Raw genomic sequence first — 25,359 nt, forward strand, 5'->3', positions numbered from 1 at the left:
CCTGCGGCAAGCAGATGTTTTACGCCCGCGCCGACCATAGATAAAATGAATTCGTTGAATTCAGGCCATTCCAATAAGGCATAAATATGGAACTGCGTCCCCTGCGCGCCTTGGTCGAAGTGGTCCGCCAGGGCGGTTTCTCCCAGGCCGCCAAGACCATCTTCGCGACCCAGCCCACCGTGAGCAAAGCCGTGCGGCAACTGGAAGACGAACTGGGCATGCCGTTGCTGGACCGCCACGCCCAGCCGCCGCGGCTGACCGCCGCCGGCGAAATCGTCTACCGCCGAGCCGTCGCCATGCTGGCGCAGCGCGACGATCTGCACGCCGAGCTGGACGAACTGAAGGGGCTCAAGCGCGGCGTGCTGCGCCTGGGCCTGCCGCCGCTGGGCAGCAGCACGCTGTTCGCACCCATGTTTGCGCGCTTTCGCAGCCGCTATCCGCAGATTGAAATCAGTCTGGTGGAACACGGCAGCCGCCGGCTGGAGGAAATGGTGATGGCCGGCGAGATCGAACTGGCCGCCTCGCTCAAACCGGTGCCCGACATCTTCGAATGGCAGCCCGTGGCGCGCGAGCCGCTGGTGGCGCTAATGCCGGCCGACCACCCCAAGGCGCATGCTGAAACTGTCGGGCTGAGCGACTTGCGGGACACGCCTTTCATTCTGTTCGAGACGGGCTTCGCCCTGAACCGCATCATCCACGACGCCTGCCAGCGCGCCGGCTTCGCCCCTGCCGTTGCCGCGCGCAGCGGCCAGATCGATTTCATCGCGGCGCTGGTGGCGGCCGGCATGGGGGTGGCCTTCCTGCCGCGCCTGAAGGCCCGCGAAGAGCTGCACGCCGGCGTGGCGCGGGTGCCGCTGCGCGATGCCGGCACGGACTGGGAGATGGTGCAGGTGTGGCGGCGCGGCGGTTACCTGTCGCATGCCGCCCAGGCCTGGCTGGCCCTGACCCGCGAAGTCCATCCCGAAGTATGCTGATGCCGGAACCCAGCCGCCTCGCCCGGGTCAGATAATCCATGCCAGCCTTCCCCCGCCTCTCTCCCCGCCGCCTGTTCGCCGTTGCCCTCTTGGCCGGCGCCAGCGTCGTCGGCTGCACCCAGCTCGATTCCTGGCAGCGGCAGACCATTTTCTCCCCCCAGTCCGAACCGCAAACGTGGTGGCGCGAGCCCGCCGCCGGCACCCAGGTTTACGACCTGACGCTGGCCGGCGGCGACAAGGTGCGCGCCTGGTACTGGCAAAGTCCCCAAGCCGGCGCGCCCACCGTGCTGTACCTGCATGGCGCACGCTGGAACCTGAACGGCAGCGCCTTCCGCATCGACGGCTGGACGCGCATGGGCTATTCCGTGCTGGCTATCGACTACCGCGGCTTCGGCGCCTCGACCCCGCGCCTGCCGTCCGAGGAAAGCGCACTGGAAGACGCAATGGCCGGGTTGAAGGAGCTGGCCCGCATCCAGCCCGATCCGGCGCGCCGTTTCATCTACGGCCACAGCCTGGGCGGCGCGATCGCGATCGACCTGGCCGCGCGCCCCGAACAACCGGCGTTCGCCGGCCTGATCGTGGAATCCAGCTTCACCAGCATCGGCGCGATGCTTGCCACGCTGCGCTGGGGCAAGGTGCCCGGCGCCAGCCTGCTGGTCACGCAGCCGTTCGCCTCGGTGGAAAAGCTTGCGCGCATGCACACGCCCATGCTGTTCATGCACGGCACCGCCGACCGCGTGGTGCCGCACACCATGAGCGACGAGCTCTACGCCGCCGCCAGCAACGTCGCGCCCGAGCTCAAGCGCTTGGTCAAGATCGAAGGCGCCTCGCATTCCGGCGCCTTCCGCAGCGGCGCGCAGTATGAAACCGCGGTGAAGACTTTCATGCAGGACGCGAGCCGCGCGTATCCGCGCAAGGCAGGCTGACAGCCCTCCGCGTCGACGCGGCAGGCTCGGACTGCCTGCCCATGCCTCCTTAGCGCGCTTCCCTTTCGTGACCCGCCCCGCGGAAAGACACGCGCCGCGCTGGCCCCACGCCGAAAGCAATGCCCTCTTGGGAAATCCCCCCGGGTTGACCCGCCCCGGGAAATCCCCGAATCAAAATATCTTCTAAATATATTTATCAGATATTAGACTTTGCACCTGCTCGCCGCTCCGCCATTGAAGCGACGGCATCTTGAGGAGAAGCCAGTTGAGTAACGTGCATTGGCAGGGCGTCTTCCCTGCCGTAACGAGTAAGTTCCATGCCGACGAGACCCTCGACTTCGAGGCGATGCGCAAGCACTTCGGCTTCCTGATCGACAACGGCGTACACGGCCTGGTCACCTGCGGTTCGCTGGGCGAAGCCAGCACCCTGACCCTGGAAGAAAAGCTGGAAGTGACGCGCTGCGCGGTGGAAGTCAGCGCCGGCCGCATTCCGGTCCTGGCCAACGTGTCCGAGACCAGTACCCGCGAAGCGCTGCGCTTCATCAAGGCCGCCGTGGAACTGGGCGTGGACGGCTTCATGCTGATGCCCTCGCTGATCTACGTGGCGGACTCGCGCGAAGCGATGCAGAGCATCCGCACGATGGCCGAGGCCGCGCAGAAGCCCTGCATGATCTACAACAACCCGGTCGCGTACCGCGTGGATCTCAAGCCCGAGCACATGGCCGAACTGGCCGACTGCAAGTGGCTGGTCGCCATCAAGGAAAGCAGCGACGACGTGCGCCGCCTGACCGACCTGCGCAACGCGCTAGGCACGCGCTATCAGCTGTTCATCGGCGTGGACGACCTGTCGTTCGAGGCGCTGGCGCTGGGCGCGGACGGCCTGCTCGCCGGGCTGGTCACCGCCTTCCCGCGCGAAACCGTGGCCCTGTACGACCTGATGAAGGCCGGCAAGTGGCAGGAAGCGCTGGTGCTGTACCAGTGGTTCACGCCGCTGTTGCACCTGGATGTCTCGACCAAGCTGGTGCAGAACATCAAGCTGGCCGAGACCCTGGCCGGCGTGGGCAATGAGCACGTGCGCCGCCCGCGCCTGCCGCTGGCCGGCGCCGAACGCGAACGCTGCGCCGCCATCATCCAGGCCTCTCTGGCCAAGCGCCCCGCGCAGTACCAGTCGAAGTAAGGCCGGGCTCCGGAAGAAGCACGAACCTCCTGGCGCGTGGCGGGACCGCGACGCGCCAGGGCCTGTCCCCAGCAAGCCCAACGGACATCATGCAAAGCGACATCATTCTTCAGACACGGGGCCTGAGCAAGGAATTCCGCGGCTTCGTGGCCGTCAACAACGTCGACATGAGCGTGCGCCGCGGCGCCATCCACGCGCTCATCGGCCCCAACGGCGCGGGCAAGACCACCTTCTTCAATCTGCTGACCAAGTTCCACATCCCGACGCGCGGCGAGATCCTGTACGACGGCGTGGACATCACGCAGGAACGCCCCGCGCAGACCGCGCGTCGAGGCATCGTACGCTCGTTCCAGATTTCCGCCGTCTTTCCGCAGCTGTCGGTGCGCGAGAACGTGCGCGTGGCCCTGCAGCGCAAGCTGGGCGTGGACTATTGCTTCTGGCGGTCGGAACGCACGCTGGAAAGCCTGCACCACCGCGTCGAGGAACTGCTGGATCAGGTCGGCCTGCGCACGCACCTGGACGTGGCCGCGGGCGACCTGCCCTATGGCCGCAAGCGCACGCTGGAAATCGCGACCACCCTGGCGCTCGAACCCGAGCTGCTGCTGCTGGACGAACCAACGCAAGGCATGGGCCACGAGGACGTGGACCGGGTCAAGCATCTGATCAAGCAGGTCAGCGCGGGCCGCACCATCCTCATGGTCGAACACAACATGAAAGTGGTGGCGGACATCTCCGACACCATCACCGTGCTGCAGCGGGGCGAGATCCTGGCCGAAGGCCCCTACGCGACCGTATCGGAAAACCCGGCGGTGCGCGAAGCCTACATGGGAGCCGAAGATGAATGAAGCCGCCGCAGCCTCCAGCATGCTGGAGATCCGCAACCTGCACGCCTGGTACGGCGAATCGCACATCCTGCACGGCATCGATCTGGACGTGAAGCCCGGCGAATGCGTGACCCTGCTGGGCAGGAACGGCGCGGGCCGCAGCTCCACGCTGAAGTCCATCCTGGGCCTGGTGGGCCGGCGCAGCGGCTCGATCAGGATCCAGGGCCAGGAGACCGTCGGCCTGCCGCCCCACAAGATCGCGCGCCGCGGCATCGGCTATTGCCCTGAAGAGCGCGGCATCTATGCATCCTTGACCGCCGAGGAAAACCTCATGCTGCTGCCCTCGGTGGGGCCGGACGGCATGTCGGTGGCAGAGATCTACGACATGTTCCCCAACCTGAAAGAACGCGCGCACAGCCCCGGCACGCGCCTGTCGGGCGGCGAACAGCAGATGCTGGCGATGGCGCGCATCCTGCGCACCGGCGCCCGCCTGCTATTGCTGGATGAAATCACGGAAGGCCTGGCCCCCGTCATCGTGCAGTCCCTGGGTCGCGTGATCCGGCAATTGAAAGAGCGCGGCTACACCACCGTGCTGGTCGAGCAGAACTTCCGCTTTGCCCAGCACCTGGCCGACCGCCATTACGTCATCGAGCACGGCCAGGTGGTTGCGGTGATAGGCCGCGCCGAAGTCCAGCAATCGCAGGACAGGTTGAACGCCCTGCTCGGCATTTGAGTTTTCCAGACGCATTCCTTCCGACCGCAGTCCCCTTCCTACACGGAGCGTAGTCAGATGAAATTGAATCGAATCTCAGCAGCGCTGTTCGCCATCGGCATGATCGGCGCCGCCCAGGCCCAGACCAAGGTCAGCGATGACGTGGTCAAGATCGGCGTCCTGACCGACCTGTCCGGCGTCTATTCCGACCTGGCCGGCAACGGCTCTGTGATCGCGGCCCGCATGGCCGCCGAGGAAATGGGCAACAAGGTGCTGGGCAAGCCGGTGGAAGTGGTTTCCGCCGACCACCAGAACAAGCCCGACGTCGCGGCCAACCTGGCCCGCGAATGGTTCGACCAGGGCAAGGTCGACATGATCACCGACTTCCCCACCGCGTCCACCGCGCTGGCGGTGATGGAAATCGCCAAGCAGAAGAACCGCGTGACCATGCCGTCGGCGGGCCTGTCCACCGCGATCCTGGGCGAAAAGTGCTCGCCGTTGAACGCCCAATGGACCACCAACACCTACGCCCTGGCCGCCGGCACCGCGCGCGCGCTGGTCAAGGAAGGCAAGAAGAGCTGGTACTTCATCACCGCCGACTACACCTTCGGCCACTCGCTCGAAAAGGACGGCACCGAAGTCATCCAGGAGAACGGCGGCAATGTGGTGGGCGTGTCGCGCCATCCCTTTCCCGGCAACGACTTCTCTTCGTTCCTGCTGAAGGCGCAGGCCTCCAAGGCCGACGTGATCGCGCTGGCCAACGCCGGCAACGACACGGTCAACGCGGTCAAGCAGGCCAACGAGTTCGGCATCAACAAGAAGCAGATCGTGGCGCCGCTGCTCACCTACATCTCGGACGTGCACAGCATGGGCCTGGCCAAGGCGCAGGGCATGTACCTGACCGAAGCCTTCTATTGGGACTATGACGACGCTTCGCGCGCCTGGGCCCAGAAGTTCTTTGAAAAGGCCAAGAAGATGCCGACCGCCTCGCAGGCCGGCGTGTATTCGGCCACGCTGTCGTACCTGAAGGCGATCGAAGCCGCCGGCACCGACGACGCACCCGCCGTGATGGCCAAGCTGCGCGAAATGACCATCAACGACGCCGTGATCCGCAACGGCAAGCTGCGCGCCGACGGCGCGCTGGTGCACGACATGCTGCTGCTGCAGGTCAAGACGCCCAAGGAGTCCAAGGCGCCGTGGGACTACTACAACGTGAAGTCGGTGCTCAAGGGCGAGGACGTGTTCCCCAAGCCCCAGGCCGCGTGCTCGTTGAACAAGACCTGATGCCGCCACGCGCCGCACGCACAGCGTGCGGCGCCGGCTGCCATGGCCGCGGCGCACCGCCGCGCGCTTCCCGGAAATCGACGCGACACCTTTCCGCCCGCCGCCTACCATGTTCGACATCTCGCTTTCCGCCTTGCTCGCCCAACTGCTGGTGGGCCTGATCAACGGCTGCTTCTACGCCATCCTCAGCATGGGGCTGGCCATCATCTTCGGCCTGCTCAACATCGTCAATTTCACGCACGGCGCCCAGTTCATGATGGCGGCGTTCCTGGCCTGGATCGGCTTCACGCAGCTGCCGCAGTTGCTTGGGCCGGGCGTGCAGATCAACTTCTGGGCCGCGCTGATCCTGGCTCCCCTGCTGGTGGGGCTGGTGGGGGTCGTGATCGAGAAGACGCTGCTCAAGCGCCTGTACCACCTGGACCACCTGTACGGCCTCTTGCTGACCTTCGGCATCGCGCTGATGATGGAAGGCGGCTTTCGCTACTTCTACGGCATTTCAGGGGTGGGCTATGAGCCGCCCGAGGTTCTGCAGGGCGGCTTCGACCTGGGCTTCATGTTCCTGCCGGCCTATCGCGCGTTCGTGGTGGTGGCGTCCCTGGTGCTGTGCCTGGCCACCTGGTATCTGTTCGAACGCACCCGCCTGGGCGCCATGCTGCGCGCCGGCACCGAGAACCCCAGGCTGCTGCAGGCTTTCGGCGTGAACGTGCCAGTGATGATCACCCTGACCTACGGCTTCGGCGTGGCGCTGGCCGGCGTGGCCGGGGTGCTGGCCGCACCCGTCATGCAGATCAACCCGCTGATGGGCTCGAACCTGTTGAACATCGTGTTCGCCGTGGTCGTGATCGGCGGGCTGGGCTCCATCATGGGCGCCATCGTCACCGGGCTGACGCTGGGCCTGCTGGAAGGGCTGACCAAAGTGTTCTATCCCGAAGCCTCGACGGTGGTCGTCTTCATCGTCATGGCGATCGTTCTGCTGACGCGCCCCGCCGGCCTGTTCGGCAAGGAGAAATAAGGTGCAGCGCATACCCTCCTCGATCCGCATCCTGGCGCTGCTGCTGGTGCCGGCCCTGCTGGTGCCGCTTTTCCCGCAGATCGTCTATCCCGTGTTCGTCATGAAGGTGCTGTGCTTTGCGCTGTTCGCGCTGGCCTTCAACCTGCTGACCGGTTTTACCGGCCTGGTGTCGTTCGGCCATGCCGCGTTCTTCGGCTGGGCCGGCTACGCGGCCGGCGAAATGATGATCCTGTTCGGCGCCCGCGGCCTGCCGCCCGAAATCGCCATCGCTTGCGGCGTGGCCATGGCCGCGGCCATCGGCTGGGCCATCGGCTGGCTGGCGATCCGGCGCACCGGCATCTATTTCGCGATGATCACGCTGGCGCTGTCGCAAGTGGCGTACTTCATGGCGGTGCAGGTGGGCTGGACGCGCGGCGAGGACGGCATGCAGGGCATCCCGCGCGGAAAGTTCCTGGGCCTGGTGGACCTGAGCGTGGACGCCAACATGTATTACTTCACGCTTGGGGTCTTCCTGCTGGGCTTTCTGTTCGTCTACCGGGTGATCCATTCGCCCTTCGGCCAGGTGCTCAAGACCATCCGGGACAACGCGCCGCGCGCCATATCGCTAGGTTACGATACAGACCGGTGCAAGCTGCTGGCCTTCGTGCTGTCGGCCTCGGTCGCCGGCCTGGCCGGTTCGCTGAAGGCGCTGGTGCTCCAGCTGGTTGCATTGAACGACGTTTCGCTCGCCACCTCCACCGAGGTGCTGCTGATGACGCTCCTGGGCGGCATCGGCACGGTATGGGGGCCGGTGGTGGGCGCGACGCTGGTCGTCAGCTTGCAGAACTATCTTGCCACCCTGGGCGACATCGTCACCATCGTCATCGGACTGATTTTCGTGTTGTGCGTGTCGTTCTTCCGGCGCGGATTCGTCGGCGAATGGCTGGCCTACACGCAGTGGCGCAAAACGAAGGAAAACAACAGTTGATGGCAGCAGCAGAATCCAAACGGCGCGCCGCCGATGTCGCCTACGACCAGATCGAAAGCATGATCGCCACGCTGCAATTGCAGCCGGGCAGCGCGGTCGTAGAAGCGGATCTGGTGGAAATGACCGGTCTGGGACGCACGCCGCTGCGCGAGGCGCTGCTGCGCATGGTGGCCGCCGGGCTGATACGCCAGGAACCGCGGCGCGGCCTGCGCGTGTCCATGATCCAGCTGGCGGATCACATGGATCTGATCCAGACCCGCCGGGCGCTGGAGCAGCTGATCGCGGCCAGCGCCGCGCGCCGCGCCACCCCGGCGCAGCGCAGCCAGATCGTGGATTGCGCGGCGCAGATGATCCAGGCGGCGGAAGGCGGCAATCTCGACAACTACATGCATGCCGACCAGATGCTGGACCACGTCTGCCACCAGGCCTGCCGCAACGCCTCGGCCGTGAATGCGGTGGCCCCTTTGATCATCCAGTGCCGCCGCTTCTGGTACGCCTACCAGCACGAGGGCGACATCGCCGAGGGCGCTCGCCGCCACATGCTGATGGCCGAGGGCATTGCCACCGGCAACGAGTCCGCGGCCATCAAGGGCGCGGACTCGCTGATGGACTACCTGGAGATGTTCACGCGCAAGGTGATTGACGCGTGACGGCCGGCGCGGCCTGCCCTTTGCGGCGGGCCAGCCACTGCAGGACCCGTGGCCGCGAGCGGTCATAGGCCAGGTTGTAGAGGAAGGCGTAGGGCAGATAGAACAGCACCAGCGCGATATCCAGCACAAAGGCCTGCCACAGGCTGATGTCTAGCCACCAGGCCGCCAGCGGGATCACGATCAGGATCAGGCCCAGCTCGAAGCCGAAAGCATGCACCACGCGCAGCCGCAGCGTGCGGGTCCAGCCCATGCGGTTCTCGATGCGGTCAAAGCCGGCGTTGTAGATCATGTTCCAGACCAGCGCGATCCAGGCGATCACTGCCGTCAGCACGCCCATTTCGAACAGGGACTTGCCCATGGCCCAGGCGGCCGCCGGGGCGCACAGGCCGATGGCGATGATTTCGAACAGAAAGGCGTGGAGGAAACGTTCTTTAATGGATTTCTTGGCTTGCGTCATGACCCACCTGCGGTCGGTTGATACTCAGTGGCAGGGATTCTCGACGATATTTCCGTTACCATAAAGATAGATTTCATCGGAAAAACCGATAACACCGGACATCCCACCCATGCGCCACTCCCTGGAATCCCTGGCGGCGTTCGCCCAGGTCGCCTCCGAAGGCACGTTTTCGGCTGCCGCCCGCAAGCTCGGGAAAAGCCAGTCCACGGTCAGTGAAACCATCGCCAACCTGGAAGTGGACCTGAACGTGACATTGTTCGACCGCAGCCAGCGCCAGCCCGCGCTGACCGAAGCCGGCCAGGTCCTGCTGGGCCAGGCCCTGCAAGTGCTGGCTGCCAATGATCGGCTGAACCGCAGCGCCAGCCAGCTGGCCGAGGGCCTGGAGCCCCGGCTGACTGTGGTGCTGTCCGACACATTCCAGTCCGAGACCTTCGACACCATGCTCAGCCAGATCGATCAGCGCTATCCGGCGCTGCGCTTCGAATGCCTGATCGCGGAATACGAGGACGTGGTGGCGCTGGTGCAGCAGGGCCGCGCGCACCTGGGACTGATGGCCGCCCAGGACAGCTACCCGCCCGACGTGGCGCACGCGACGCTGGCGGAGCTGTCTGAGATCGTCCTGTGCGTGGGCCGCGGGCATCCGCTAGCCCAGCTGCCGCAGGTCACGCAAGACCAGCTGAAGTCCGAACGCGCGCTACGCCTGAGCACTTACGAGCTGGGCGACAAGGACGCCGAGCCTGCCTATGCGACCTGGTCGGCGCCCGGCTATCTGATGCTGCTGGAAATGGCCAGCCGCGGATTCGGCTGGACCGAGCTGCCGCGCTGGATGATCCAGCGCTTCGGCCAGGATCAGCTGGTGGAGTTGAAGTCGCCGGGCTGGCCGCGCCACATCCGCGTCGATGCGGTCTGGTCACGGCGGCGCGCGCTGGGACCTGCGGGCGCCTGGCTGCTGCAGAGCCTGACGGGCGGCTAGAGCCAGCCCGCGCCGCAACGACCTTGCAGCCGATCAGCGCGCCGTGGCCGGCAAGCGCGAGATATGCACCCCGTTGGCGTTGAGCCAGTCGCCCAGCTTGGGGCTGGCCAGCACGTCGAATTCCGCGCGGCGCTGGCGTGACATGGCGCAGCCGTCCTGGTTGCCCATGGCCGGATGGCACATGAGCAGGTCGCAGTCGCGCGCATTGAACAGCCAGTTCTGCAGCAGATCCGCATAGCGGCGCTTGCCGCCTGCGAAACCATAGACGCCCAGCAGCCGGCGGTTGGTGCGCATGCCATCCTGGCGCGCTTGGCGCGCCAACGCCGCGGCGCCCAGCGCGCCGATGACACGCGCCTTGATGGCCTCCTTCATGGGAATGCCGAACTGCATGCCCGGCGCCGTCTGGCGCAGCCATGGCATACGGGTGCCGTAACGGCGCTTGAGCAGTTGCAGCAGGCGCTCGCGAATGCCGGGCAGTTGATGCACGTGCTGGTGACCGTCGACATAGTCGGGCGCGCGGCCGAACGCGGCCTCGAAGGCGTCGAACTGACGCTCCAGCTGCGCCTCGATCCACTCTCCGTCCAGCCTGCCCGTGTAGGCATTGAGGATCAGCCGGCTCAGCGTCGGCATGGGCTCGGCGCCGGGCATGAGCGATTCGGTGAAGTTCACATGCAGGCCGATATCCACGTTCAGCGGCGCCAGCCGCCTCGCATTGACCGCAAACGAAGGGCCCAGCGCGAGGCAGCTGACCGCGCTCAGGCGGCCCATGCCGGCCAGCGCAATCATGCCTTCATCGATGTCGGCATTCATGCCAAAATCGTCCCCGCAGACAACGATACGTTTGCTCATCGCTATACCTCTGACTTCCTTATCTTCACGGCTTTCATGCGCGCCCTGCTGCAACAAGTAAGCACTTTCATTGCTGTCGGATGCGCGGCCGCAGCCACCCATTGGGCTGTCGCCGTGGGCTGCGTCGAACTCTTCCGCCTGCCGCCCCTGGCCGCCAACCTCGTGGGCTGGCTGATCGCCTTCGCAGTGTCCTTCGCCGGCCATTACCGGCTTACATTCCGACATTCCAAAACTCCCTGGACGGTAGCAGCGCGCCGTTTCTTCTTTGTGTCAGCCGCAGGCTTTCTCATCAACGAAGCCACCTACGCCTGGCTACTGCACAACACTGCCATCCGCTACGACATCCTGCTGGCGCTGATCCTGCTCGGGCTTGCCGTGGCGACTTTCATCGTCAGCCGGTTCTGGGCATTCCGCCACAAACCCGCTGCCTGAACGCCGCGCCCACGTCGACGCGCCACATCACGTACTTCACGCTGCTCACCACCGGCGCCAGCCCCTGCAGCGGCGGATAGGTGGGGTTGTCGGCCGCAGTGCCCCACACCCAGAAACGCGCGCCTTGCTCCGCCTGGCACAGACGCGCGGTGAACTCCGCGGGACTGAGCAATACCTCTCCGCCCGTCTCGGGATCGAACTGGGCGGCGTCGTACAACTCCTTGCGCCAGTTGTCGCGCACGGGGACCTCCGGGTTGCGCCAGTCGTCCACCACCCACGCAGGACGCGCCGCCCTTGCGTAGAGCGCCAGATCGAAGGGATAGGTGTGCAGCGAGACGAACGTATCGTCCGGCCGCGCCTGTTCCCGCACCACCCTGGCCAGCGGCTCCGCGCTGCCGCGCGCGTTGTTCGCCGCAATGCCCACCGCGATGACGCAGATGCCCGCCGCCAGGACCGCGCTCAGGCGCACCAGGCGAGTTGCACCCTCGGCATCGGCGCGCCTGGCCCCCTGGATCACTTCAGCCAGCAGAAAAGCCAGCGGCGCCAGCGCCGGCAGGACATAGCCCACGAGCTTGGACTGCGGCAGCGAAAAAAACACGAGCACGACGGCAAACCACACCAAAGCCAGGCGCCGCAGGCTGCGGGTAGGGCCCACCCAGAACGCCTGGCGCAATATGCCGCCGCCCCACAGCGACCAGGGCAGGCTGAGCCCGACAATCACCGGCAGATAAAACCAGAACGGCTGCGCATTGTTGAAGCCGCTGGCCGCGAAACGCTGGAAGTGCTGATAGACGAAGAAGTAGTCGTAAAAACCGGGATAGCGCAGCTGCATCAGCAAGAACCACGGCGCCGCCACGGCGATGAACGCCAGCAGCGCGGGCGGCCAGCACAGCGCGGCCAGGCCGCGCCAGCGCCGCTCCCACAGCAGCCAGACCAGCAGGATCGCGCCCGGCAGCGCCAGGCCGATCAAGCCCTTGGCCAAGACCGCCAACGCCGCCAGCACGCCGGCCGCCACCGCCATCGCGCGCCATGCCTGCCCGCGCTCGACGCGCAGCGCCGTGTCCACGGCGGCCAGCACGCATAGCGTGATCAGGCCGGCAACCAGCATGTCCAGATTTGCGAACTGCGCGCCGCCATAGAAGAACGGCATGGTGGCGAGGACCAGCACCGTCAATGCGGCGGTCTCGGTATCTCGGTAGCGCCGCACGAAGCAATACAGGGCCGCCACGGCGCCCCACGCGGCCAGCCAGGAAGGCACCCGCGCCGCCCAGGGGTGCACGCCGAACACCGAGAAGGACAGCTCGGTCAGCCAGTAATAGAGCGGCGGCTTGTGGAAGTACGGCATGCCGTCCAGCAAGGGCACCGCATGCGAGCCGCTGCGCAGCATGTCCCAGGCCACGCCTGCATAGCGCCCTTCATCGGGCAGGGTCAGGGGCCTGATCCAGGCCAGGAAGGCAAGCCACGCGCCTATCGCAAGCAGGAAGCGTCCTGCCGGCGGGGTCCAGTCGGAACGCCGCCAGAAAGTCGTGGCGGACATGTCAGCCCAGGCCTTTGCCCGGCCGGGAAGCCTGGCCCTGCCGGCGGCGCACGACGAAGAGCGGCCGTCCCTTCACTTCATCGAAGATGCGGGACACGTACTCGCCCACCACGCCCAAGGAAATCAAATTTACGCCGGCAAAGAACAGCACCGCCGTCACGATGGTCGTCCAACCGGAGACCTGGTTGCCGAAGAACAGGTACTCGCCGACCAGATAGGCCGCGTAGCTCAGCGCCAGCATGGCGAAGGCCACGCCGACCAGGCTGACCAGACGCAGCGGCCAGGTGGTGAAGGCGGTCAGGCCATCCAGCGCCAGCCGGAATAAGCGCATGCTGCCGAAGCGGCTGTCGCCGTGCATGCGTTCCTCGGGGGTATAGGCCAGGGCCTCGCCCTTGAAGCCGACCCAGGCGTACAGGCCCTTCATGAAACGGGTGCGTTCGGGCAGCGCGATCAGCGCGTCCACCACGCTGCGGTCCATCAGGCGGAAGTCGCCCGCGTGCGCCGGCACATCCACGCCGCGCGCGCCGCTCAACAGCTTGTAGAACCAGCGCGCGCCGGTGCGCTTGGCCCAGGATTCGTCGGCGCGGGTCTCGCGCACCGCGTAGACCATTTCGGCGCCGGCGGCCCAGCGCGCCAGCATCTGTTCGATCAAAGCAGGGGGATGCTGCAGATCGGCGTCCAGGCAGATCACGGCATTGCCGGTGGCGGCTTCCAGGCCGGCGCTGATCGCGGCTTCCTTGCCGAAGTTGCGCGACAGCTGCACGTAGCGGAAACCGTCGTGTTCGGTCCATTCGGCCATCAGCGCTTCCGTGCCGTCCGTGCTGCCGTCATCGGCCACGATGATCTCCCAGCTGGTGCAAAGCGCCTCCAGGCGGTTGCGCAGCAAAGGCAGCAGGACCCGCAGGTTTTCGCATTCGTTCAGGCAGGGAATCACGCAAGTCACGCAGGCGTCATACGGTACGGGCGCCTCGGCCGCCGGCCATACCGCTTCCAGAGGATACGATTTGGTCAACACTTGCGGGACGGCGGATTCGGACCGGAATTGGATGTGCATGGCTCTAGACTCGGAATGCAGGACTATGGCGAGCAGTATGCGAAGGGTGTCGTTGAATTTTCATAAAATGCGGCGCGCCCGACGATCCGGCAATCCAGGGCGAATTCTAGGGAGCCCCTCCCTGAAAACAATAAAGTCCCGTGAACCTGTGTCCCCAATTTGTGAAGCCCTGTAAAGCCCGAGGCCGTCCGTGCATCGGTAAAATGCGCCCGAGTTTTTTGTTTTCGCAGGTTGTCATGCAATATCAAGTCCGGCTCATGCAGGCCAGCGACGTGGACGCCATCCTGGCTCTCCAGACCCTGGCCTACCCCGGTTTCCTGCTGGAAAGCGCGGATTTCTTCCAGAATCGCCTGGCGCTCGCCCCCGCGCACTGCTGGGTGGCGCAGCCCGCGGCCAGCCCCGATGCGCTGCTGGGCTACCTGATCTCCTATCCCTGGGATGCGGGACTGCCGCCCGCCCTGGACGTCGCGCTCGCGACGCTGCCGGCCGCGGCCGACCACTGGTTCCTGCACGACTGCGCCGTGGCGCCCTCGGCGCAAGGGCTGGGCGTGGGCCAGGCGCTGCTGCGCGCCGCCGCCCGCAGCGCGCATGAGGGCGGCTTGCGCCGCGCGAGCCTCGTGTCCCTGGAATCCGCCGTGGGTTATTGGCAGCGCCACGGCTACCTGCCGGTCAGCGCAGACAGCGCCGACCTGACCGAAAAACTGGCTGGCTACGGGCCGCGCGCGCAATACATGTCGCGCGCATTTCCGCTCTAGCCGCCCCGGCCGCGGCTGCCTGCGCCGCGGCTTTCCGCCCGCCCGGCTTCGCGCCGCGCGCCGCCTCCCTGCCCCCATGTACACCGCCCGCTCGGCGGACGTAACATAAGCCTCAGTCCGTGAGAGGCGGCAGGGTTCAAACAGCCAGAAAGTTCACCGTGCCCTGACAGGGCGCAAAGGTACCTATGATCTCGCTTACGCCCGTTCAATCACTGCTGGCATGCTGCCTCGTCCTGGTCATCGGACGCGTGCTCACCACCAGGATCGGCTTCCTCGCCCGCTACAGCATTCCGGACCCCATCGTCGGCGGCCTTCTGTTCGCCGTACTGGCCTACCTGCTGGCGACCTGGGGCGGCGTGTCCGTCTCGCTGGAAACCAGCATCAAGCCGACCTTGCTGCTGCTGTTCTTCGGCAGCATCGGCCTGACCGCCAACCTCAAGCTGCTGGCCAAGGGCGGTCCCAGGTTGATTGCCTTCCTGCTGGCCCTGATCCCGTTCCTGGTGCTGCAGAACGCCGTCGGGCTGGGCATGGCCTGGCTGCTGGACATGCATCCGCTGATGGGCCTTTTGGGCGGCACGATCACGCTGGTGGGCGGGCACGGCACGGGCGCGGCCTATGCCACGCGCTTCGCCGACTTCAACAACATCCAGGACGTGATGGCGCTGGCGATGACCGCCGCCACCCTGGGGCTGGTGCTGGGCGGCGTGGTGGGCGGGCCGGTGGCCGAATGGCTGATGCGGCGCCACAAGCTGGCCGGCAGCCTGGACCACGCGCCCGGCGACGGCCACGAGCCTGCGGACCTGACGGAAAACGCACCCGCGTCCTCTGCAGGCTCCTACATCGTGTCCCTGACCGCCGCCCTGGTCTGCCTGGTGGTCGGCGGCTACCTGGCCGCCCTGGTCGAGGACGCCCCGGTCAGCCTGCCGAATTTCCTGTGGTGCCTGGCCACGGGCGTACTGATCCGCAACGGCGGCGAAAAGCTGGGTCTGAAGCTGGACGACCGCGCCACCGAAATCATCGGCACCATCTCGCTGTCGCTGTTCCTGGGCATGACGATGATGACGCTGGACCTGTCCAGCGTGGCGCGCCTGGCCGGCCCGCTGGCCCTGATGCTGGCGGTGCAGACCCTGGTGTGCGCGCTGTATGCCGCCTGGGTCGTGTTCCGCATGCTCAAGCGCGACTACGAAGCAGCCATCATGTCGGCCGCCTTCTGCGGCTTCGCGCTGGGCGCGACCGCCACCGCCATCGCCAATATGCAGGCGCTGACGCGGCGCCACGGCCCGGCGCCGGAAGCGTTCATCGTCGTGCCGGTCACCGGCGCCTTCCTGGTCGACATCCTCAACGTGATCGTGCTGACCTCGCTGATCTCCTTGCCGTTCGTGGGAGGCATGTGACCATGTTCAAACGTCTTGTCATTCTGAGCTTCTGCCTGCTGCTGGCGGCCTGCGGCCGCGCGCCCGATACCGACGCCCTGCGCGCCGACGTGGAACGCAGCCTGGCCACCGCCTACGGCGCGGATTTGTTCCGCATCGCCGAGATCAAGCGCATGGGCTCGGCCTCGGACAGCAGCGCCCCGGCGGGCGAAACCCGCCGCGTGGTCTATTACGACGTCGAACTGGACCTGGCGCGCAACATCACCCTGGGCGCCTGGGACCAGCCCGGCGCCGCCGCGCTGGTCACGCTGCTGGGCGCAGGTCCGCGCAGCATCAGCGGCGTGAAATCCGGCGGCAACCAGGCCGGCGACCGCATCGTCGCGCACGCCAGCGCCATCTACCGCCAGGAAGGCGACACCTGGAAGCTGGTGACCCCGGCCGGCTTCAAGGCGGCCGAGGCGCCCAACCTGGACACCGGCGCGCCGCCTCCCGTCACGCGCCAGCTGCTGGACACGCTGGACCAGATCACTCATTCGGTTTCCTACAGCGCCTCCAGCACCGCGCAGCACGTAGTGCAGCAGGAACTGGAACGCTCCGTGGCGCGCATCAATGGCCGGCTGGCCCGCATGCAACAGGGCTATCCGCTCGCCGGCGGTCCGGACCGCGGCGAGTATGTGGCGTTCGCGCGCGCCCTGAGCGACGTCGCTCGCAAGCAGCAGATCCGGGTCTCGCCGCTGATCACGGGCGGCGGCGCCGAGAACATCGCGCTGTTGCGCAGCGGCGACGCGGTGGTGGGGCTGGCCCAGGCCGACACGGCGCGGCTCGCCTATGACGGCAAGGGGCCGTTCGCCGGCCAGGGGCCTTTCACCGGTCTGCGCGCCCTGGGCAGCCTGTATCCGGAACTGGTCCATATCGTGGTCCGCGACGACGCCGCCCTGCGCGGCGTACGCGATCTCAAGGGCAAGACCATCGCCCTCGGACCGGAAGGCTCGGCGGTGCGCGCCACGCTGGAAACCGTGCTGGCCGCGCACGGCCTGCAAGCCGGCCGCGACTACACCGTGGCCGATACGCCCTTCACAGAGTCCCTGCCTGCGCTGAACTCCGGCAAGGTCGACGCCGCCGCCCAGGTCATCGGCGTGCCCGCCACGCCCTTGCGCGATGCGCTGACCCAGGCGCGACTGAAGCTGCTGCCGCTGGACCCTGCCGCCATCAAGACGCTGACCGGGGCCGAGGACAACGCGCTGATGCCGCTGGACATCGCCGCCGGCACCTACCCCAACCAGACGGAGCCTATCTCCACCGTGGGCATGGCGGCTCTGCTGCTCACCACCGCGGACCTGACCCGGGACGAGGCCCTGGTGATCGTGCGCGCGGTCTATGTGACCGGGCAGGACCTGCTGGCCGCGGGCTCGGCCCAGGGCGCTCAGGTGGGCCTGACGACCGCCCGCCGCGGCCTGACCGTGCCGCTGCACGACGGCGCCCAGGAAGGGCTGGCCAAGCTTGAACAGGCCAAGCCGCAATAAAGCCGGTTGCGCTTATGATTGCGCTCCCTACCAGGAATCTCCATGAATAAATTCGATCTGCAGAAAAACCAGGCCCTGAAGCTGGCCGGCCAGCTCAAGCAAGCCTCCACCCCGGACCGCTTCGGCACCGCCTCGCAAGTGCCCGACCGCCGCGAACAGCGCAAGCTGGACCAGGCCGCCGGCCTGGTGCCGTTCCCGCTGAAGCTGTCGCAAGCCCACGCCGACAAGCTGCGCGCCCTGGCGGCCGAACGCGGCGTGTCCACCAACGACATCGTGGCCGAAGTGCTGCAAAACGCGCTGGACAAGTAAGCGCATGCACATCTGGGTCGATGCGGACGCCTGCCCCGCAGTCATCAAGGACATCCTGTTCCGCGCTGCCCAGCGCTGGCAGCTGCCGCTGACGCTGGTGGCCAACCAGATGCTCTACACCCCGCCCTCCCCGCTGATCCGCGCGGTGCAGGTGCCGCGCGGCTTCGACGTCGCCGACGCCCACATCGCCGAGCGCGCATCCGAGGGCGACCTGGTGATCACCGGCGACATCCCGCTGGCCGCGCAAGTCCTGGAAAAAGGCGCAATGGCCCTGAACCCGCGCGGCGAACGCTATACGCCGGATACGATCCGGGAGCGGCTGGCGCTGCGGGACATGATGGAAGAGCTGCGGGCCAGCGGCGTGGATACCGGCGGCCCGGCCGCATTCAGCCAGGCCGACCGCAAGGCCTTCGCAAACCAGCTGGACACGCTGCTGGCGCGCACGGTGCGCAAGACGCAGCAGGGCTGAAGTCCGGCCGGCCGCGGCTAGCGGTCAATAGAAGGTGATGTAGGCCTTGTAGATGATCGTGCCCAGGGCCGTGATCAGGCCTATGCCCATCAGCCCCATGCCGAGATTGCGGTCGCGCAGCCCGAAACCGATCAGCATGAGCGCCACCCCGGCGCCGATAATGATCAACATGGTAGTGGTGTGCTCGGACATGACCTTCTCCTGTTCGCCTACGCCTGGCCCCACGGGCCAAAGCCTTTGTTATCCATGATAGTCAGGCTTGCATGCGACGCGGCTCAATCGATGAGAGTCCGCTTGCGTCAAATCAAGCTAAGCGTAATGAAAGGGACGGTTCAGCGCAATGGCTTGCTCGCAATGGGCAAGGCGTCCGGGCTTGAAGGCGGAGTCATGTTCGATGCGCACAAAACAAGAAAGCCAACCTCGCGGTTGGCTTTCTTTGCTTTGCGTCTTTTTTTAACCTTGGTACGCCGACAACGATAAGCCTGGGGCTTACGTCATCTTCCAAGGGTCTTTGGTGGGTAGTACTGGGTTCGAACCAGTGACCCCTGCCGTGTGAAGGCAGTGCTCTACCACTGAGCTAACCACCCCGAAAGAGGCGAAATATTAGCACGTTTTTTTGGACGTGTGCAAGTCGCCTCGAAAAAACTTTATGCGGCCGCCACCGGCGCGTCGATCTTGCGCCAGGTGCACTCCCCGCCCACGGACTTGTCCAGGGCCGCGAGATAGTTTTCGTGTTCGGCCAGTTCCGCCTCGCTGGCCTTGATCACGGGCAGGCCCGAAGCGTCGAAGCGGGCCAGCTCGATGCCATTGCCGCCGCCGCTGGCGCTGTCGTCCACGTCGATCAGCAGCGCGTCCTGGCCGCGGGTCATGGCCAGCCAGACTTCCGCCAGCAACTGCGCGTCCAGCAATGCGCCGTGCAGGGTGCGGTGGGCGTTGGAGATGCCGAAGCGGTCGCACAGCGCGTCCAGCGAATTGCGCTTGCCCGGGAACAGCGAACGCGCATGCAACAGCGAATCCGTGACCGTCTCGCAGTACTCGGTGACCGCGCCGCGCCCGGTCTTGGCGAGTTCGGCGTTGAAGAACTTGACGTCGAACGCGGCGTTGTGCGCGATCAGCTCGGCGCCCTGGATGAACTTGACGAATTCGTCCGCGACATCGGCGAAGCGTGGCTTGTCCGACAGAAACTCCGTGGTCAGGCCGTGCACGGCCAAGGCCTCGGGGTCGCTGTCGCGGTCCGGGTTCAGGTAGATGTGCAGGTTGTTGCCGGTGGCCATCCGGTTGACCATTTCCACGCAGCCGATCTCGACGATGCGATGGCCCTGGGCAGGGTCCAGTCCGGTGGTTTCACTGTCAAAGATGATCTGGCGCATAACTTATTCCGACGCTTGGGCAGGCGCGGCGGGCTGCGCGTGCGGCGCCGGAGCGGGGTCCGGGTGATGCGCTGCGCTGCCGGCCTGGCCGGGTTTCTTGCGTGCGGTGGCGATCAAGGTATAGGCCACCGGCACGACGAACAAGGTCAGTAGTGTACCCAGCATCAGCCCGCCCACCAGGACCCAGCCGATCTGCTGGCGCGATTCCGCCCCCGCGCCCGTGGACAAGGCCAGCGGCACGGTGCCCAGCACCATGGCGCCGGTGGTCATCAGGATGGGGCGCAGGCGCAGCACGCTGGCTTCGACCACGGCCTCGAACAACTCCTTGCCCTCGTCGCGCAGTTGGTTGGTGAATTCGACGATCAGGATGCCGTGCTTGGTGATCAGCCCCACCAACGTGATCAGGCCGATCTGGCTGTAGATGGACAAGGTGCCGCCGGTCAGCCACAGCGCCAGCAGCGCGCCGGTCATGGACAGCGGGACCGACAGCATGATGATGAAGGGATTGCGCCAGCTTTCGAACTGCGCGGCCAGCACCAGGTAGATGAAGGCCAGCGCCATGGCGAAGACCAGATAGATGCTGCCGGAGGAATCGCGGAACTCGCGCGATTGGCCATCCAGGTCGGTCACGATGGTGTTGGGCAGCACGTCGCGCGCCACCTGGTGCATGTGCGTCAGGACTTCGCCCAGCGCGTAGCCGGGCGCCACCGCACCGTCGATCTTCACGGCGCGCAGGCGGTTGAAGTGGTTCAGCGATTGCGGCGACACGCCCTCGTGCACGCCCAGCAGATTGTCCAGCTGCACCATGCTGCCGTCGCGCGCCCGCACGTAGATGCCCGAGATATCGGTGGGATTGGCGCGGTCGCGCGGCGTCACCTGCACGATCACGTCGTACTGTTCGCCTTCGTCCTTGTAGCGCGTGACCCGGCGGCCGCCCAGCATGGATTCCAGGGTGCGGCCCACGGTATCCACATTGGCGCCCACGTCGGCCATCTTGTCGCGGTCCACGCGCACCCGCAGCTCGGGCGTATTCAGGCGCAGGTCGGTATCCAGGTTGATCAGGCCGGGATACTTGCGCAGCTCGGCCAGGAACACCTCGGTCAGGCGTGACAGCTCGGCGTAGGACGCCTGGCTCATGATGATGAACTCAACCGGCTTGGAACGCGCCGACTGGCCCAGCGACGGCGGATTGGTCGGGAACGCACGCACCCCGGGCAGCGAGGCGAATTGCGGCTGCAGCTGCTGCGTGATGGCCTGCTGCTTGCGGCTGCGCTCTTCCCAGGGTTTCAGGCGCAGGATGGCAGTGCCGTCCGTCACGGTGGGGAAGCCCACGGTCACCTGGCTGCCGCTGGCCTCCGGAATGTCGGAGTAGAACTTTTCGATGCCCAGCATGCTTTCCAGCGTGTAGTTCAGCGTCGCCCCTTCAGGCGAGCTGACGATGCCGAACACCACGCCGCGATCCTCGATGGGCGCCAGCTCGCTCTTGACGACCTTGAACAGCACGCCGCTCGCGGCCGCGACCGCCAGGCCGATGGCCACTACCACCCAGCGGTGGCGCAGGGCCAGCGCCAGCGCGCGCCGGTAGCCGTTGCTCATGCCGTTGAGCCAGCCTTCGATCAGGTTGTACCAGCGGCTGTGGCTGCTCTGGTGGCGCAGCAGCACCGAACACATCATGGGCGTAAGCGTCAGCGCCACGAAACCCGACACCAGCACGGCGCCGGCCAGCGCCAGCGCGAATTCGATGAACAGCCGCCCGGTGCGGCCCGTGGCGAAAGCCAGCGGCGCGTACACGGTGACCAGCGTCATGGTCATGGCGACCACCGCGAAGCCGATCTCGCGCGAACCGCGCAGCGCGGCCTCCTTGCGCGGCATGCCCTCTTCGATGTGGCGGAAGATGTTCTCCAGCACCACGATCGCGTCGTCCACCACCAGGCCGATGGCCAGCACCATGGCCAGCAGCGTCAGCGTGTTGATGGAAAAACCGAACAGGTACATCAGCGCACAGGCGCCCACCAGCGACACCGGAATGGTGACGATGGGGATGATGCTTGCTCGCAGGTTGCGCAGGAAGAAGAAGATCACCAGCACCACCAGGACGATGGCTTCGCCGATGGTGTGGAACACGGAGTCGATGGAGCGTTCGATGAACACCGACGAGTCATACGCGATGTTCAGCTTCATGCCGGCCGGCAGGTTCTCGTTCAGGCGCGCCACTTCCTCGCGCGCCGCCTTGGACAGTTCCAGCGGGTTGGCGGTGGACTGGCGCGTCACGCCGATGTTGATGGCGGGCTTGCCGTTGAAGCGCGACAGCACGCGGTCGCTGGCGGCGGCGATCTCCACATTGGCCACGTCGCGCATGCGGACCGGATAGCCTTTGACGTTGGCGACGATCACGTTCTCGAACTGGGCCGGCGTCTGCAGGTCGGTGGAAGACACCACCGAGAACTCGCGGGCGCGCGACTCGATGCGGCCGGCCGGAATCTCGACGTTCTGGCTGCGCAGCGCGGCCTCCACGTCCTGCACGGTCAGGCCGTAGGCGGCGAGCTTGTCGCGGTCCACGTAGATGCGCATGGACGGCAGGCGTTCGCCGAAGACGCGCACCTCGGCCGCGCCGGGCAGCACCGACAGGCGGGTCTTGATGTAGCGGTTGATGTAGTCCGAGGTCTGGATCGCGGAGTACGAACCGGACTCGACCGCGATGTAGATGATGGGCTGGGAATCGGCCTCGACCTTGCCGATGATGGGCTCGTCGATCTCGTCGGGCAGGAAGCGGCGGGCGCGCGAAACCTTGTCGCGGACTTCCGCGGCCGCGGCGTCCGGATTGCGGGACAGGTTGAACTTGATGTTGATGAGGCTGCGTTCCGAGCGGCTGCGCGAGGTCATCACGTCCACGCCCTCGATGCCGGCCAGCTGGTCTTCCAGCGGCTTGGTCACCTGCGATTCGATCACCTCGGGCGAGGCGCCCTTGTAGGTGGTGTCCACCGACACGATGGGCTCGTCGATCTTCGGATACTCGCGCACGGTCAGGCGCGAATACGAAATCAGGCCGATCAGCACGATGATCAGCGACAGGACCGATGCGAACACCGGCCGCTTGATGCAGGTTTCCGAGATACGCATTGCGCTACCGCCACATAGGGAAAAAAGCCGGCGTCACGCGCCGTTGGCCAGGACGGTCACCGCGGCGCCGTCTGTCACGCGCTGCAAGCCCGACACCACCAGCCGGTCGCCCGCCGCCACGCCGGTCAGGATTTCGACGCGGCCCTCGCGGCGCTCGCCGATGGTGACCTCGCGCCGCTCGGCCACGCCATCCTTGACGCGGTAGACGTATTGCGTCGCGCCCGAGGGCGACAGCGCGGCTTCCGGCGCGACCAGCGCCTTGTCCTGGTTGAACTGCAGCTGCACGCGGGCGAACATGCCCGGACGCAGCACCGCATCCTTGTTGGGGACCGTGGCGCGCAGCAGGATGGAGCGTCCGCCCGCGTCGACCAGCGGGCTGACCGCGTAGACCACGCCCTGGCGCTCCTGGCCGGGCAGCGCGTCCATGCGCAGCGTCAATTGCTGGCCCACGCCCACCTTGCTCAAATACATTTCAGGGACGCGGAAATCCACCTTGAGCGGATCGATCGCCTCCAGCGGGGCCAGGTCCTGGCCCTGGTTGACGTAGTCGCCCACCGACACGCTGCGCAGGCCCGCGATGCCGCCAAACGGCGCCGAGATCGTCATCTTGTCCAGGCGCGCCTGCGCCAGCGCCACGGCGGCTTCCTGCACCTTCAGGGTGCTGGCGGATTCGTCGCGCGCCTGCTGGCTGACGAAGCCCTTGCCCTGCAGCTCCACCGAGCGCCGGTAGTGGCTTTGCGCCAGCGTCAGGTTGGCGCGCGCCTGGGCCAGCTCGGCGCGCGGCACGGAATCGTCCAGCCGGATCAGCACGTCGCCGCGCTTGACCGGCTGGCCTTCCTTGAAATCGATCGACTGGATGCGGCCCGCGACCTCTGGTCGCAGCACCACGGACTCGTCGGAGCGCAGGCTGCCCACGGCCGAGATGCCGCGCGCGAAAGGAATCTCTTCAACGGCGGCCACTTCGACCCGAACGGGCGCAACGCGCGTCACGAGGGGCGCCTCGACGGCGCCGGGTTGTGGACTGACGGTTCCGAAGGCGAGCCAGCGCGGCACAAAAACGCCGAGCGCGGCCCCCGCGGCCAACCCTGCCGCTACGGCGGCGAGCAGTACTGCTTTTTTCATGCGCGAATGTGGCGGTATTGCGGCGCGGGCCTGGCATGCCCCCACGCGGACTGCGCCGCAGGAACTGGAATGAGGGTTGGCACTTTAGCACCCGGATTTACATACTGGAACAATCCTGAAGCCGGATGAAAGAACTAAATCCGCCCCAGAGGGCGGATTTGAGGGTATATCCCGATGCCCTCAGCCCCGGCGGGCCGATTCCACGCCCATGTTGGCCAACTGGTCTGCCCGTTCGTTGCCGGGATCGCCGGCGTGGCCGCGGACCCAGCGCCAGGACACGGTATGGCGCTGCACCTGTTCGTCCAGCAGTTGCCACAGCTCGGCGTTCTTGACCGGCTTCTTGTCGGCCGTCATCCAGCCGCGCCGCTTCCAGTTGGCGAGCCACTCGGTCATGCCCTTCATTACATATTGGGAGTCCGTATGGATGATGACCGTGCACGGGCGCTTGAGCGCGCGCAGGCCCTGGATGACTGCCAGCAGCTCCATCCGGTTGTTGGTGGTCTGGAGTTCGCCGCCATGCAGGGTCTTTTCATGGCTGCCGGCGCGCATCAGCACGCCCCAGCCGCCCGGACCGGGGTTGCCCTTGCAGGCGCCGTCGGTCCACATTTCCACTTTCTGCTCGTTCGCTTTGTCGTCCTGCATGGTGCTGCTTGGTATTCCTTGCTAAAAAAAGTCCCAAAAATTGGCCCCGCGGCGCGGGACTGGGGCCTCAGGAGCCGTCGTCCGCGTGGCGGTTGACCACCACGGACGCGGCGCGGGCGCGTTTGGGCTTGGCCTTCTTCCAGGCCGGGCCAATGATACGCATGCCGGCCACCCGCTTGACGGCCGACACCAGATAGACCGCGCCGCCCACGCTCCACCAGCGGGCGCCCGCCGACTCCAGGAAGGACCAGCGCTGCAGCCACTTTTCGCTGCGGCAGGCCGGGGCGTAGCAGCCGAAGTGGCTGGCCTCGACCTCGAGCGACAGCAGCTTGAACCAGTCCTTCAGGCGCGGCAAGGACACCTGGGATGACGGCGGCTGCGGCAGCCAGGGTTCCATGCCGGGCATGCGCGTGCGCATGCCCCACATGCTCCAGGGATTGAAGCCCGAGATCACGACCCGCCCTTCGGGCACCAGCACGCGTTCGACCTCGCGCAGCACGTTGTGGGGATCGTCCGCGCACTCGAAGGCATGCGGCAGGATCAGCAGGTCCACGCTCTGGGATTCGAACGGCAGGGCCTCGGGCTCGGCCAGCACCACCCGCGACTGCCAGGCCGCCGCGCTTTCCGCGGACGGGGTCTCGGCGCCCACGTAGCCCTTGAAGGGCATGCGGTTGGCGCGCAGCAGATTCATGTCCGCCAGACCCACCTGCCAGGCGTAATATCCGAACACGTCCGCGACAGCCGCATCGAACTGCGCCCGCTCCCAGGCCAGGACGTACTGTCCCGGCGGCGTCTGGAACCATTCGGCCAGTTCTACAATCGGCGGAGTATCTTCTGCCACGTTCTAT

Annotated in this window: 26 protein-coding genes and 1 tRNA gene; 16 read left to right on the forward strand and 11 right to left on the reverse strand. The window is 66.3% G+C overall.

Features of this window, described 5'->3' with window-relative positions:
* Window positions 1-86: 86 nt before the first annotated feature.
* The 9 genes from IB268_RS28625 (at window position 87) to IB268_RS28665 (ending at window position 8,526) form a co-directional block, all read left to right on the forward strand.
* Window positions 87-974, forward strand: a complete 888-nt coding sequence (locus tag IB268_RS28625; RefSeq protein ID WP_175161278.1) for a LysR family transcriptional regulator — start codon at window positions 87-89, stop codon at window positions 972-974.
* Between the two features lie 38 nt (window positions 975-1,012).
* On the forward strand, window positions 1,013-1,900 hold the full coding sequence (locus IB268_RS28630) for an alpha/beta hydrolase (protein ID WP_119450679.1): 888 nt from the start codon (window positions 1,013-1,015) through the stop codon (window positions 1,898-1,900).
* A gap of 265 nt (window positions 1,901-2,165) precedes the next feature.
* Window positions 2,166-3,077: a dihydrodipicolinate synthase family protein gene (locus IB268_RS28635; RefSeq protein WP_192355183.1), complete on the forward strand. Its 912-nt coding sequence runs from the start codon at window positions 2,166-2,168 to the stop codon at window positions 3,075-3,077.
* An 89-nt stretch (window positions 3,078-3,166) separates the two neighbouring features.
* The gene (locus IB268_RS28640) at window positions 3,167-3,922 is read left to right on the forward strand and encodes an ABC transporter ATP-binding protein (protein WP_082401334.1); all 756 of its coding nucleotides are present in this window, start codon (window positions 3,167-3,169) and stop codon (window positions 3,920-3,922) included.
* Window positions 3,915-4,634: an ABC transporter ATP-binding protein gene (locus IB268_RS28645; RefSeq protein WP_125472391.1), complete on the forward strand. Its 720-nt coding sequence runs from the start codon at window positions 3,915-3,917 to the stop codon at window positions 4,632-4,634. Before IB268_RS28640 ends, IB268_RS28645 begins: the two co-directional genes overlap by 8 nt.
* Before the next feature lie 57 nt (window positions 4,635-4,691).
* Window positions 4,692-5,897: an ABC transporter substrate-binding protein gene (locus IB268_RS28650; RefSeq protein ID WP_054458472.1), complete on the forward strand. Its 1,206-nt coding sequence runs from the start codon at window positions 4,692-4,694 to the stop codon at window positions 5,895-5,897.
* Window positions 5,898-6,006: 109 nt separating this feature from the next.
* Window positions 6,007-6,909 (forward strand): branched-chain amino acid ABC transporter permease, encoded by a 903-nt coding sequence (locus IB268_RS28655; RefSeq protein WP_054458471.1) that lies wholly within the window; start codon window positions 6,007-6,009, stop codon window positions 6,907-6,909.
* Between the two features lies 1 nt (window position 6,910).
* Window positions 6,911-7,876 carry a branched-chain amino acid ABC transporter permease gene (locus tag IB268_RS28660; protein WP_119450682.1) on the forward strand — a complete coding sequence of 322 codons (966 nt, stop codon included), beginning with the start codon at window positions 6,911-6,913 and terminating at the stop codon, window positions 7,874-7,876.
* Window positions 7,876-8,526, forward strand: coding sequence for a GntR family transcriptional regulator (locus IB268_RS28665; RefSeq protein ID WP_054458468.1), 651 nt, complete (start codon window positions 7,876-7,878; stop codon window positions 8,524-8,526). The genes IB268_RS28660 and IB268_RS28665 overlap by 1 nt, the downstream gene beginning before the upstream one ends.
* Here IB268_RS28665 and IB268_RS28670 read toward each other — a convergent pair.
* Window positions 8,501-8,983: a multidrug/biocide efflux PACE transporter gene (locus IB268_RS28670; RefSeq protein WP_054458466.1), complete on the reverse strand. Its 483-nt coding sequence runs from the start codon at window positions 8,981-8,983 to the stop codon at window positions 8,501-8,503. The two genes, IB268_RS28665 and IB268_RS28670, sit on opposite strands and share 26 nt — an antisense overlap.
* Before the next feature lie 109 nt (window positions 8,984-9,092).
* On the opposite strand from IB268_RS28670, the gene IB268_RS28675 reads away from it, so the two are divergent.
* A complete protein-coding gene (locus tag IB268_RS28675; RefSeq protein ID WP_054458464.1) occupies window positions 9,093-9,956 on the forward strand; it encodes a LysR family transcriptional regulator in 864 nt (287 codons plus the stop codon).
* 33 nt (window positions 9,957-9,989) lie between these two features.
* Here IB268_RS28675 and IB268_RS28680 read toward each other — a convergent pair whose 3' ends face one another.
* Window positions 9,990-10,805 carry a ChbG/HpnK family deacetylase gene (locus tag IB268_RS28680; protein ID WP_192355184.1) on the reverse strand — a complete coding sequence of 272 codons (816 nt, stop codon included), beginning with the start codon at window positions 10,803-10,805 and terminating at the stop codon, window positions 9,990-9,992.
* Window positions 10,806-10,841: 36 nt separating this feature from the next.
* Between IB268_RS28680 and IB268_RS28685 the strand changes: the two genes are divergently transcribed.
* Window positions 10,842-11,237, forward strand: coding sequence for a GtrA family protein (locus IB268_RS28685; protein ID WP_082401333.1), 396 nt, complete (start codon window positions 10,842-10,844; stop codon window positions 11,235-11,237).
* Here IB268_RS28685 and IB268_RS28690 read toward each other — a convergent pair.
* Together IB268_RS28690 and IB268_RS28695 are read right to left on the reverse strand one after the other, a co-directional pair.
* The gene (locus IB268_RS28690; RefSeq protein ID WP_192355185.1) at window positions 11,197-12,774 is read right to left on the reverse strand and encodes a glycosyltransferase family 39 protein; all 1,578 of its coding nucleotides are present in this window, start codon (window positions 12,772-12,774) and stop codon (window positions 11,197-11,199) included. The genes IB268_RS28685 and IB268_RS28690 overlap by 41 nt on opposite strands.
* A gap of 1 nt (window position 12,775) precedes the next feature.
* Window positions 12,776-13,828, reverse strand: a complete 1,053-nt coding sequence (locus tag IB268_RS28695) for a glycosyltransferase family 2 protein (RefSeq protein ID WP_119450685.1) — start codon at window positions 13,826-13,828, stop codon at window positions 12,776-12,778.
* Window positions 13,829-14,085: 257 nt separating this feature from the next.
* Between IB268_RS28695 and IB268_RS28700 the strand changes: the two genes are divergently transcribed.
* The 5 genes from IB268_RS28700 to IB268_RS28720 all read left to right on the forward strand — a co-directional run bounded on the left by IB268_RS28700 (window position 14,086) and on the right by IB268_RS28720 (window position 18,257).
* Entirely contained in the window at window positions 14,086-14,583 is a 498-nt protein-coding gene (locus IB268_RS28700; protein WP_192355206.1) for a GNAT family N-acetyltransferase, read from the forward strand.
* Between the two features lie 185 nt (window positions 14,584-14,768).
* Entirely contained in the window at window positions 14,769-15,977 is a 1,209-nt protein-coding gene (gltS, locus tag IB268_RS28705) for a sodium/glutamate symporter (protein WP_054458457.1), read from the forward strand.
* On the forward strand, window positions 15,974-17,479 hold the full coding sequence (locus tag IB268_RS28710; RefSeq protein WP_192355186.1) for a TAXI family TRAP transporter solute-binding subunit: 1,506 nt from the start codon (window positions 15,974-15,976) through the stop codon (window positions 17,477-17,479). The genes gltS and IB268_RS28710 overlap by 4 nt, the downstream gene beginning before the upstream one ends.
* 42 nt (window positions 17,480-17,521) lie before the next feature.
* On the forward strand, window positions 17,522-17,788 hold the full coding sequence (locus tag IB268_RS28715; protein ID WP_054458453.1) for a hypothetical protein: 267 nt from the start codon (window positions 17,522-17,524) through the stop codon (window positions 17,786-17,788).
* A 4-nt stretch (window positions 17,789-17,792) separates the two neighbouring features.
* On the forward strand, window positions 17,793-18,257 hold the full coding sequence (locus tag IB268_RS28720; protein ID WP_192355187.1) for a YaiI/YqxD family protein: 465 nt from the start codon (window positions 17,793-17,795) through the stop codon (window positions 18,255-18,257).
* A gap of 24 nt (window positions 18,258-18,281) precedes the next feature.
* On the opposite strand, the gene IB268_RS28725 is transcribed toward IB268_RS28720, so the two are convergent.
* The 7 genes from IB268_RS28725 to IB268_RS28755 form a co-directional block, all read right to left on the reverse strand.
* Window positions 18,282-18,449 (reverse strand): hypothetical protein, encoded by a 168-nt coding sequence (locus tag IB268_RS28725; RefSeq protein ID WP_042796365.1) that lies wholly within the window; start codon window positions 18,447-18,449, stop codon window positions 18,282-18,284.
* A 320-nt stretch (window positions 18,450-18,769) separates the two neighbouring features.
* A tRNA-Val gene (locus IB268_RS28730) sits at window positions 18,770-18,844 on the reverse strand.
* Window positions 18,845-18,904: 60 nt separating this feature from the next.
* Entirely contained in the window at window positions 18,905-19,627 is a 723-nt protein-coding gene (gene dnaQ, locus IB268_RS28735; RefSeq protein WP_054458449.1) for a DNA polymerase III subunit epsilon, read from the reverse strand.
* A gap of 3 nt (window positions 19,628-19,630) precedes the next feature.
* Complete coding sequence (locus tag IB268_RS28740; RefSeq protein WP_192355188.1) at window positions 19,631-22,747, reverse strand: efflux RND transporter permease subunit; 3,117 nt, start codon at window positions 22,745-22,747, stop codon at window positions 19,631-19,633.
* Window positions 22,748-22,780: 33 nt separating this feature from the next.
* On the reverse strand, window positions 22,781-23,869 hold the full coding sequence (locus IB268_RS28745) for an efflux RND transporter periplasmic adaptor subunit (RefSeq protein ID WP_054458445.1): 1,089 nt from the start codon (window positions 23,867-23,869) through the stop codon (window positions 22,781-22,783).
* Window positions 23,870-24,049: 180 nt separating this feature from the next.
* The gene (gene rnhA, locus IB268_RS28750) at window positions 24,050-24,511 is read right to left on the reverse strand and encodes a ribonuclease HI (protein WP_054458443.1); all 462 of its coding nucleotides are present in this window, start codon (window positions 24,509-24,511) and stop codon (window positions 24,050-24,052) included.
* A gap of 67 nt (window positions 24,512-24,578) precedes the next feature.
* Entirely contained in the window at window positions 24,579-25,352 is a 774-nt protein-coding gene (locus IB268_RS28755; protein ID WP_054458442.1) for a class I SAM-dependent methyltransferase, read from the reverse strand.
* Window positions 25,353-25,359: the final 7 nt, after the last annotated feature.

Source organism: Achromobacter sp. ACM01, from assembly GCF_014851745.1.
GTDB classification, from domain to species: Bacteria; Pseudomonadota; Gammaproteobacteria; order Burkholderiales; family Burkholderiaceae_B; genus Achromobacter; species Achromobacter aegrifaciens.

What these genes read in the sequence shown, in the direction of transcription:
- IB268_RS28625 (WP_175161278.1), top strand. Translation starts at nt 87, where the DNA reads ATGGAACTGCGTCCCCTGCGCGCCTTGGTCGAAGTGGTCCGCCAGGGC.
- IB268_RS28630 (WP_119450679.1), top strand. Translation starts at nt 1,013, where the DNA reads ATGCCAGCCTTCCCCCGCCTCTCTCCCCGCCGCCTGTTCGCCGTTGCC.
- IB268_RS28640 (WP_082401334.1), top strand. Translation starts at nt 3,167, where the DNA reads ATGCAAAGCGACATCATTCTTCAGACACGGGGCCTGAGCAAGGAATTC.
- IB268_RS28645 (WP_125472391.1), top strand. Translation starts at nt 3,915, where the DNA reads ATGAATGAAGCCGCCGCAGCCTCCAGCATGCTGGAGATCCGCAACCTG.
- IB268_RS28650 (WP_054458472.1), top strand. Translation starts at nt 4,692, where the DNA reads ATGAAATTGAATCGAATCTCAGCAGCGCTGTTCGCCATCGGCATGATC.
- IB268_RS28655 (WP_054458471.1), top strand. Translation starts at nt 6,007, where the DNA reads ATGTTCGACATCTCGCTTTCCGCCTTGCTCGCCCAACTGCTGGTGGGC.
- IB268_RS28665 (WP_054458468.1), top strand. Translation starts at nt 7,876, where the DNA reads ATGGCAGCAGCAGAATCCAAACGGCGCGCCGCCGATGTCGCCTACGAC.
- IB268_RS28670 (WP_054458466.1), bottom strand. Translation starts at nt 8,983, where the DNA reads ATGACGCAAGCCAAGAAATCCATTAAAGAACGTTTCCTCCACGCCTTT.
- IB268_RS28675 (WP_054458464.1), top strand. Translation starts at nt 9,093, where the DNA reads ATGCGCCACTCCCTGGAATCCCTGGCGGCGTTCGCCCAGGTCGCCTCC.
- IB268_RS28680 (WP_192355184.1), bottom strand. Translation starts at nt 10,805, where the DNA reads ATGAGCAAACGTATCGTTGTCTGCGGGGACGATTTTGGCATGAATGCC.
- IB268_RS28685 (WP_082401333.1), top strand. Translation starts at nt 10,842, where the DNA reads ATGCGCGCCCTGCTGCAACAAGTAAGCACTTTCATTGCTGTCGGATGC.
- IB268_RS28690 (WP_192355185.1), bottom strand. Translation starts at nt 12,774, where the DNA reads ATGTCCGCCACGACTTTCTGGCGGCGTTCCGACTGGACCCCGCCGGCA.
- IB268_RS28695 (WP_119450685.1), bottom strand. Translation starts at nt 13,828, where the DNA reads ATGCACATCCAATTCCGGTCCGAATCCGCCGTCCCGCAAGTGTTGACC.
- IB268_RS28700 (WP_192355206.1), top strand. Translation starts at nt 14,086, where the DNA reads ATGCAGGCCAGCGACGTGGACGCCATCCTGGCTCTCCAGACCCTGGCC.
- gltS (WP_054458457.1), top strand. Translation starts at nt 14,769, where the DNA reads ATGATCTCGCTTACGCCCGTTCAATCACTGCTGGCATGCTGCCTCGTC.
- IB268_RS28715 (WP_054458453.1), top strand. Translation starts at nt 17,522, where the DNA reads ATGAATAAATTCGATCTGCAGAAAAACCAGGCCCTGAAGCTGGCCGGC.
- IB268_RS28720 (WP_192355187.1), top strand. Translation starts at nt 17,793, where the DNA reads ATGCACATCTGGGTCGATGCGGACGCCTGCCCCGCAGTCATCAAGGAC.
- IB268_RS28725 (WP_042796365.1), bottom strand. Translation starts at nt 18,449, where the DNA reads ATGTCCGAGCACACCACTACCATGTTGATCATTATCGGCGCCGGGGTG.
- dnaQ (WP_054458449.1), bottom strand. Translation starts at nt 19,627, where the DNA reads ATGCGCCAGATCATCTTTGACAGTGAAACCACCGGACTGGACCCTGCC.
- IB268_RS28740 (WP_192355188.1), bottom strand. Translation starts at nt 22,747, where the DNA reads ATGCGTATCTCGGAAACCTGCATCAAGCGGCCGGTGTTCGCATCGGTC.
- IB268_RS28745 (WP_054458445.1), bottom strand. Translation starts at nt 23,869, where the DNA reads ATGAAAAAAGCAGTACTGCTCGCCGCCGTAGCGGCAGGGTTGGCCGCG.
- rnhA (WP_054458443.1), bottom strand. Translation starts at nt 24,511, where the DNA reads ATGCAGGACGACAAAGCGAACGAGCAGAAAGTGGAAATGTGGACCGAC.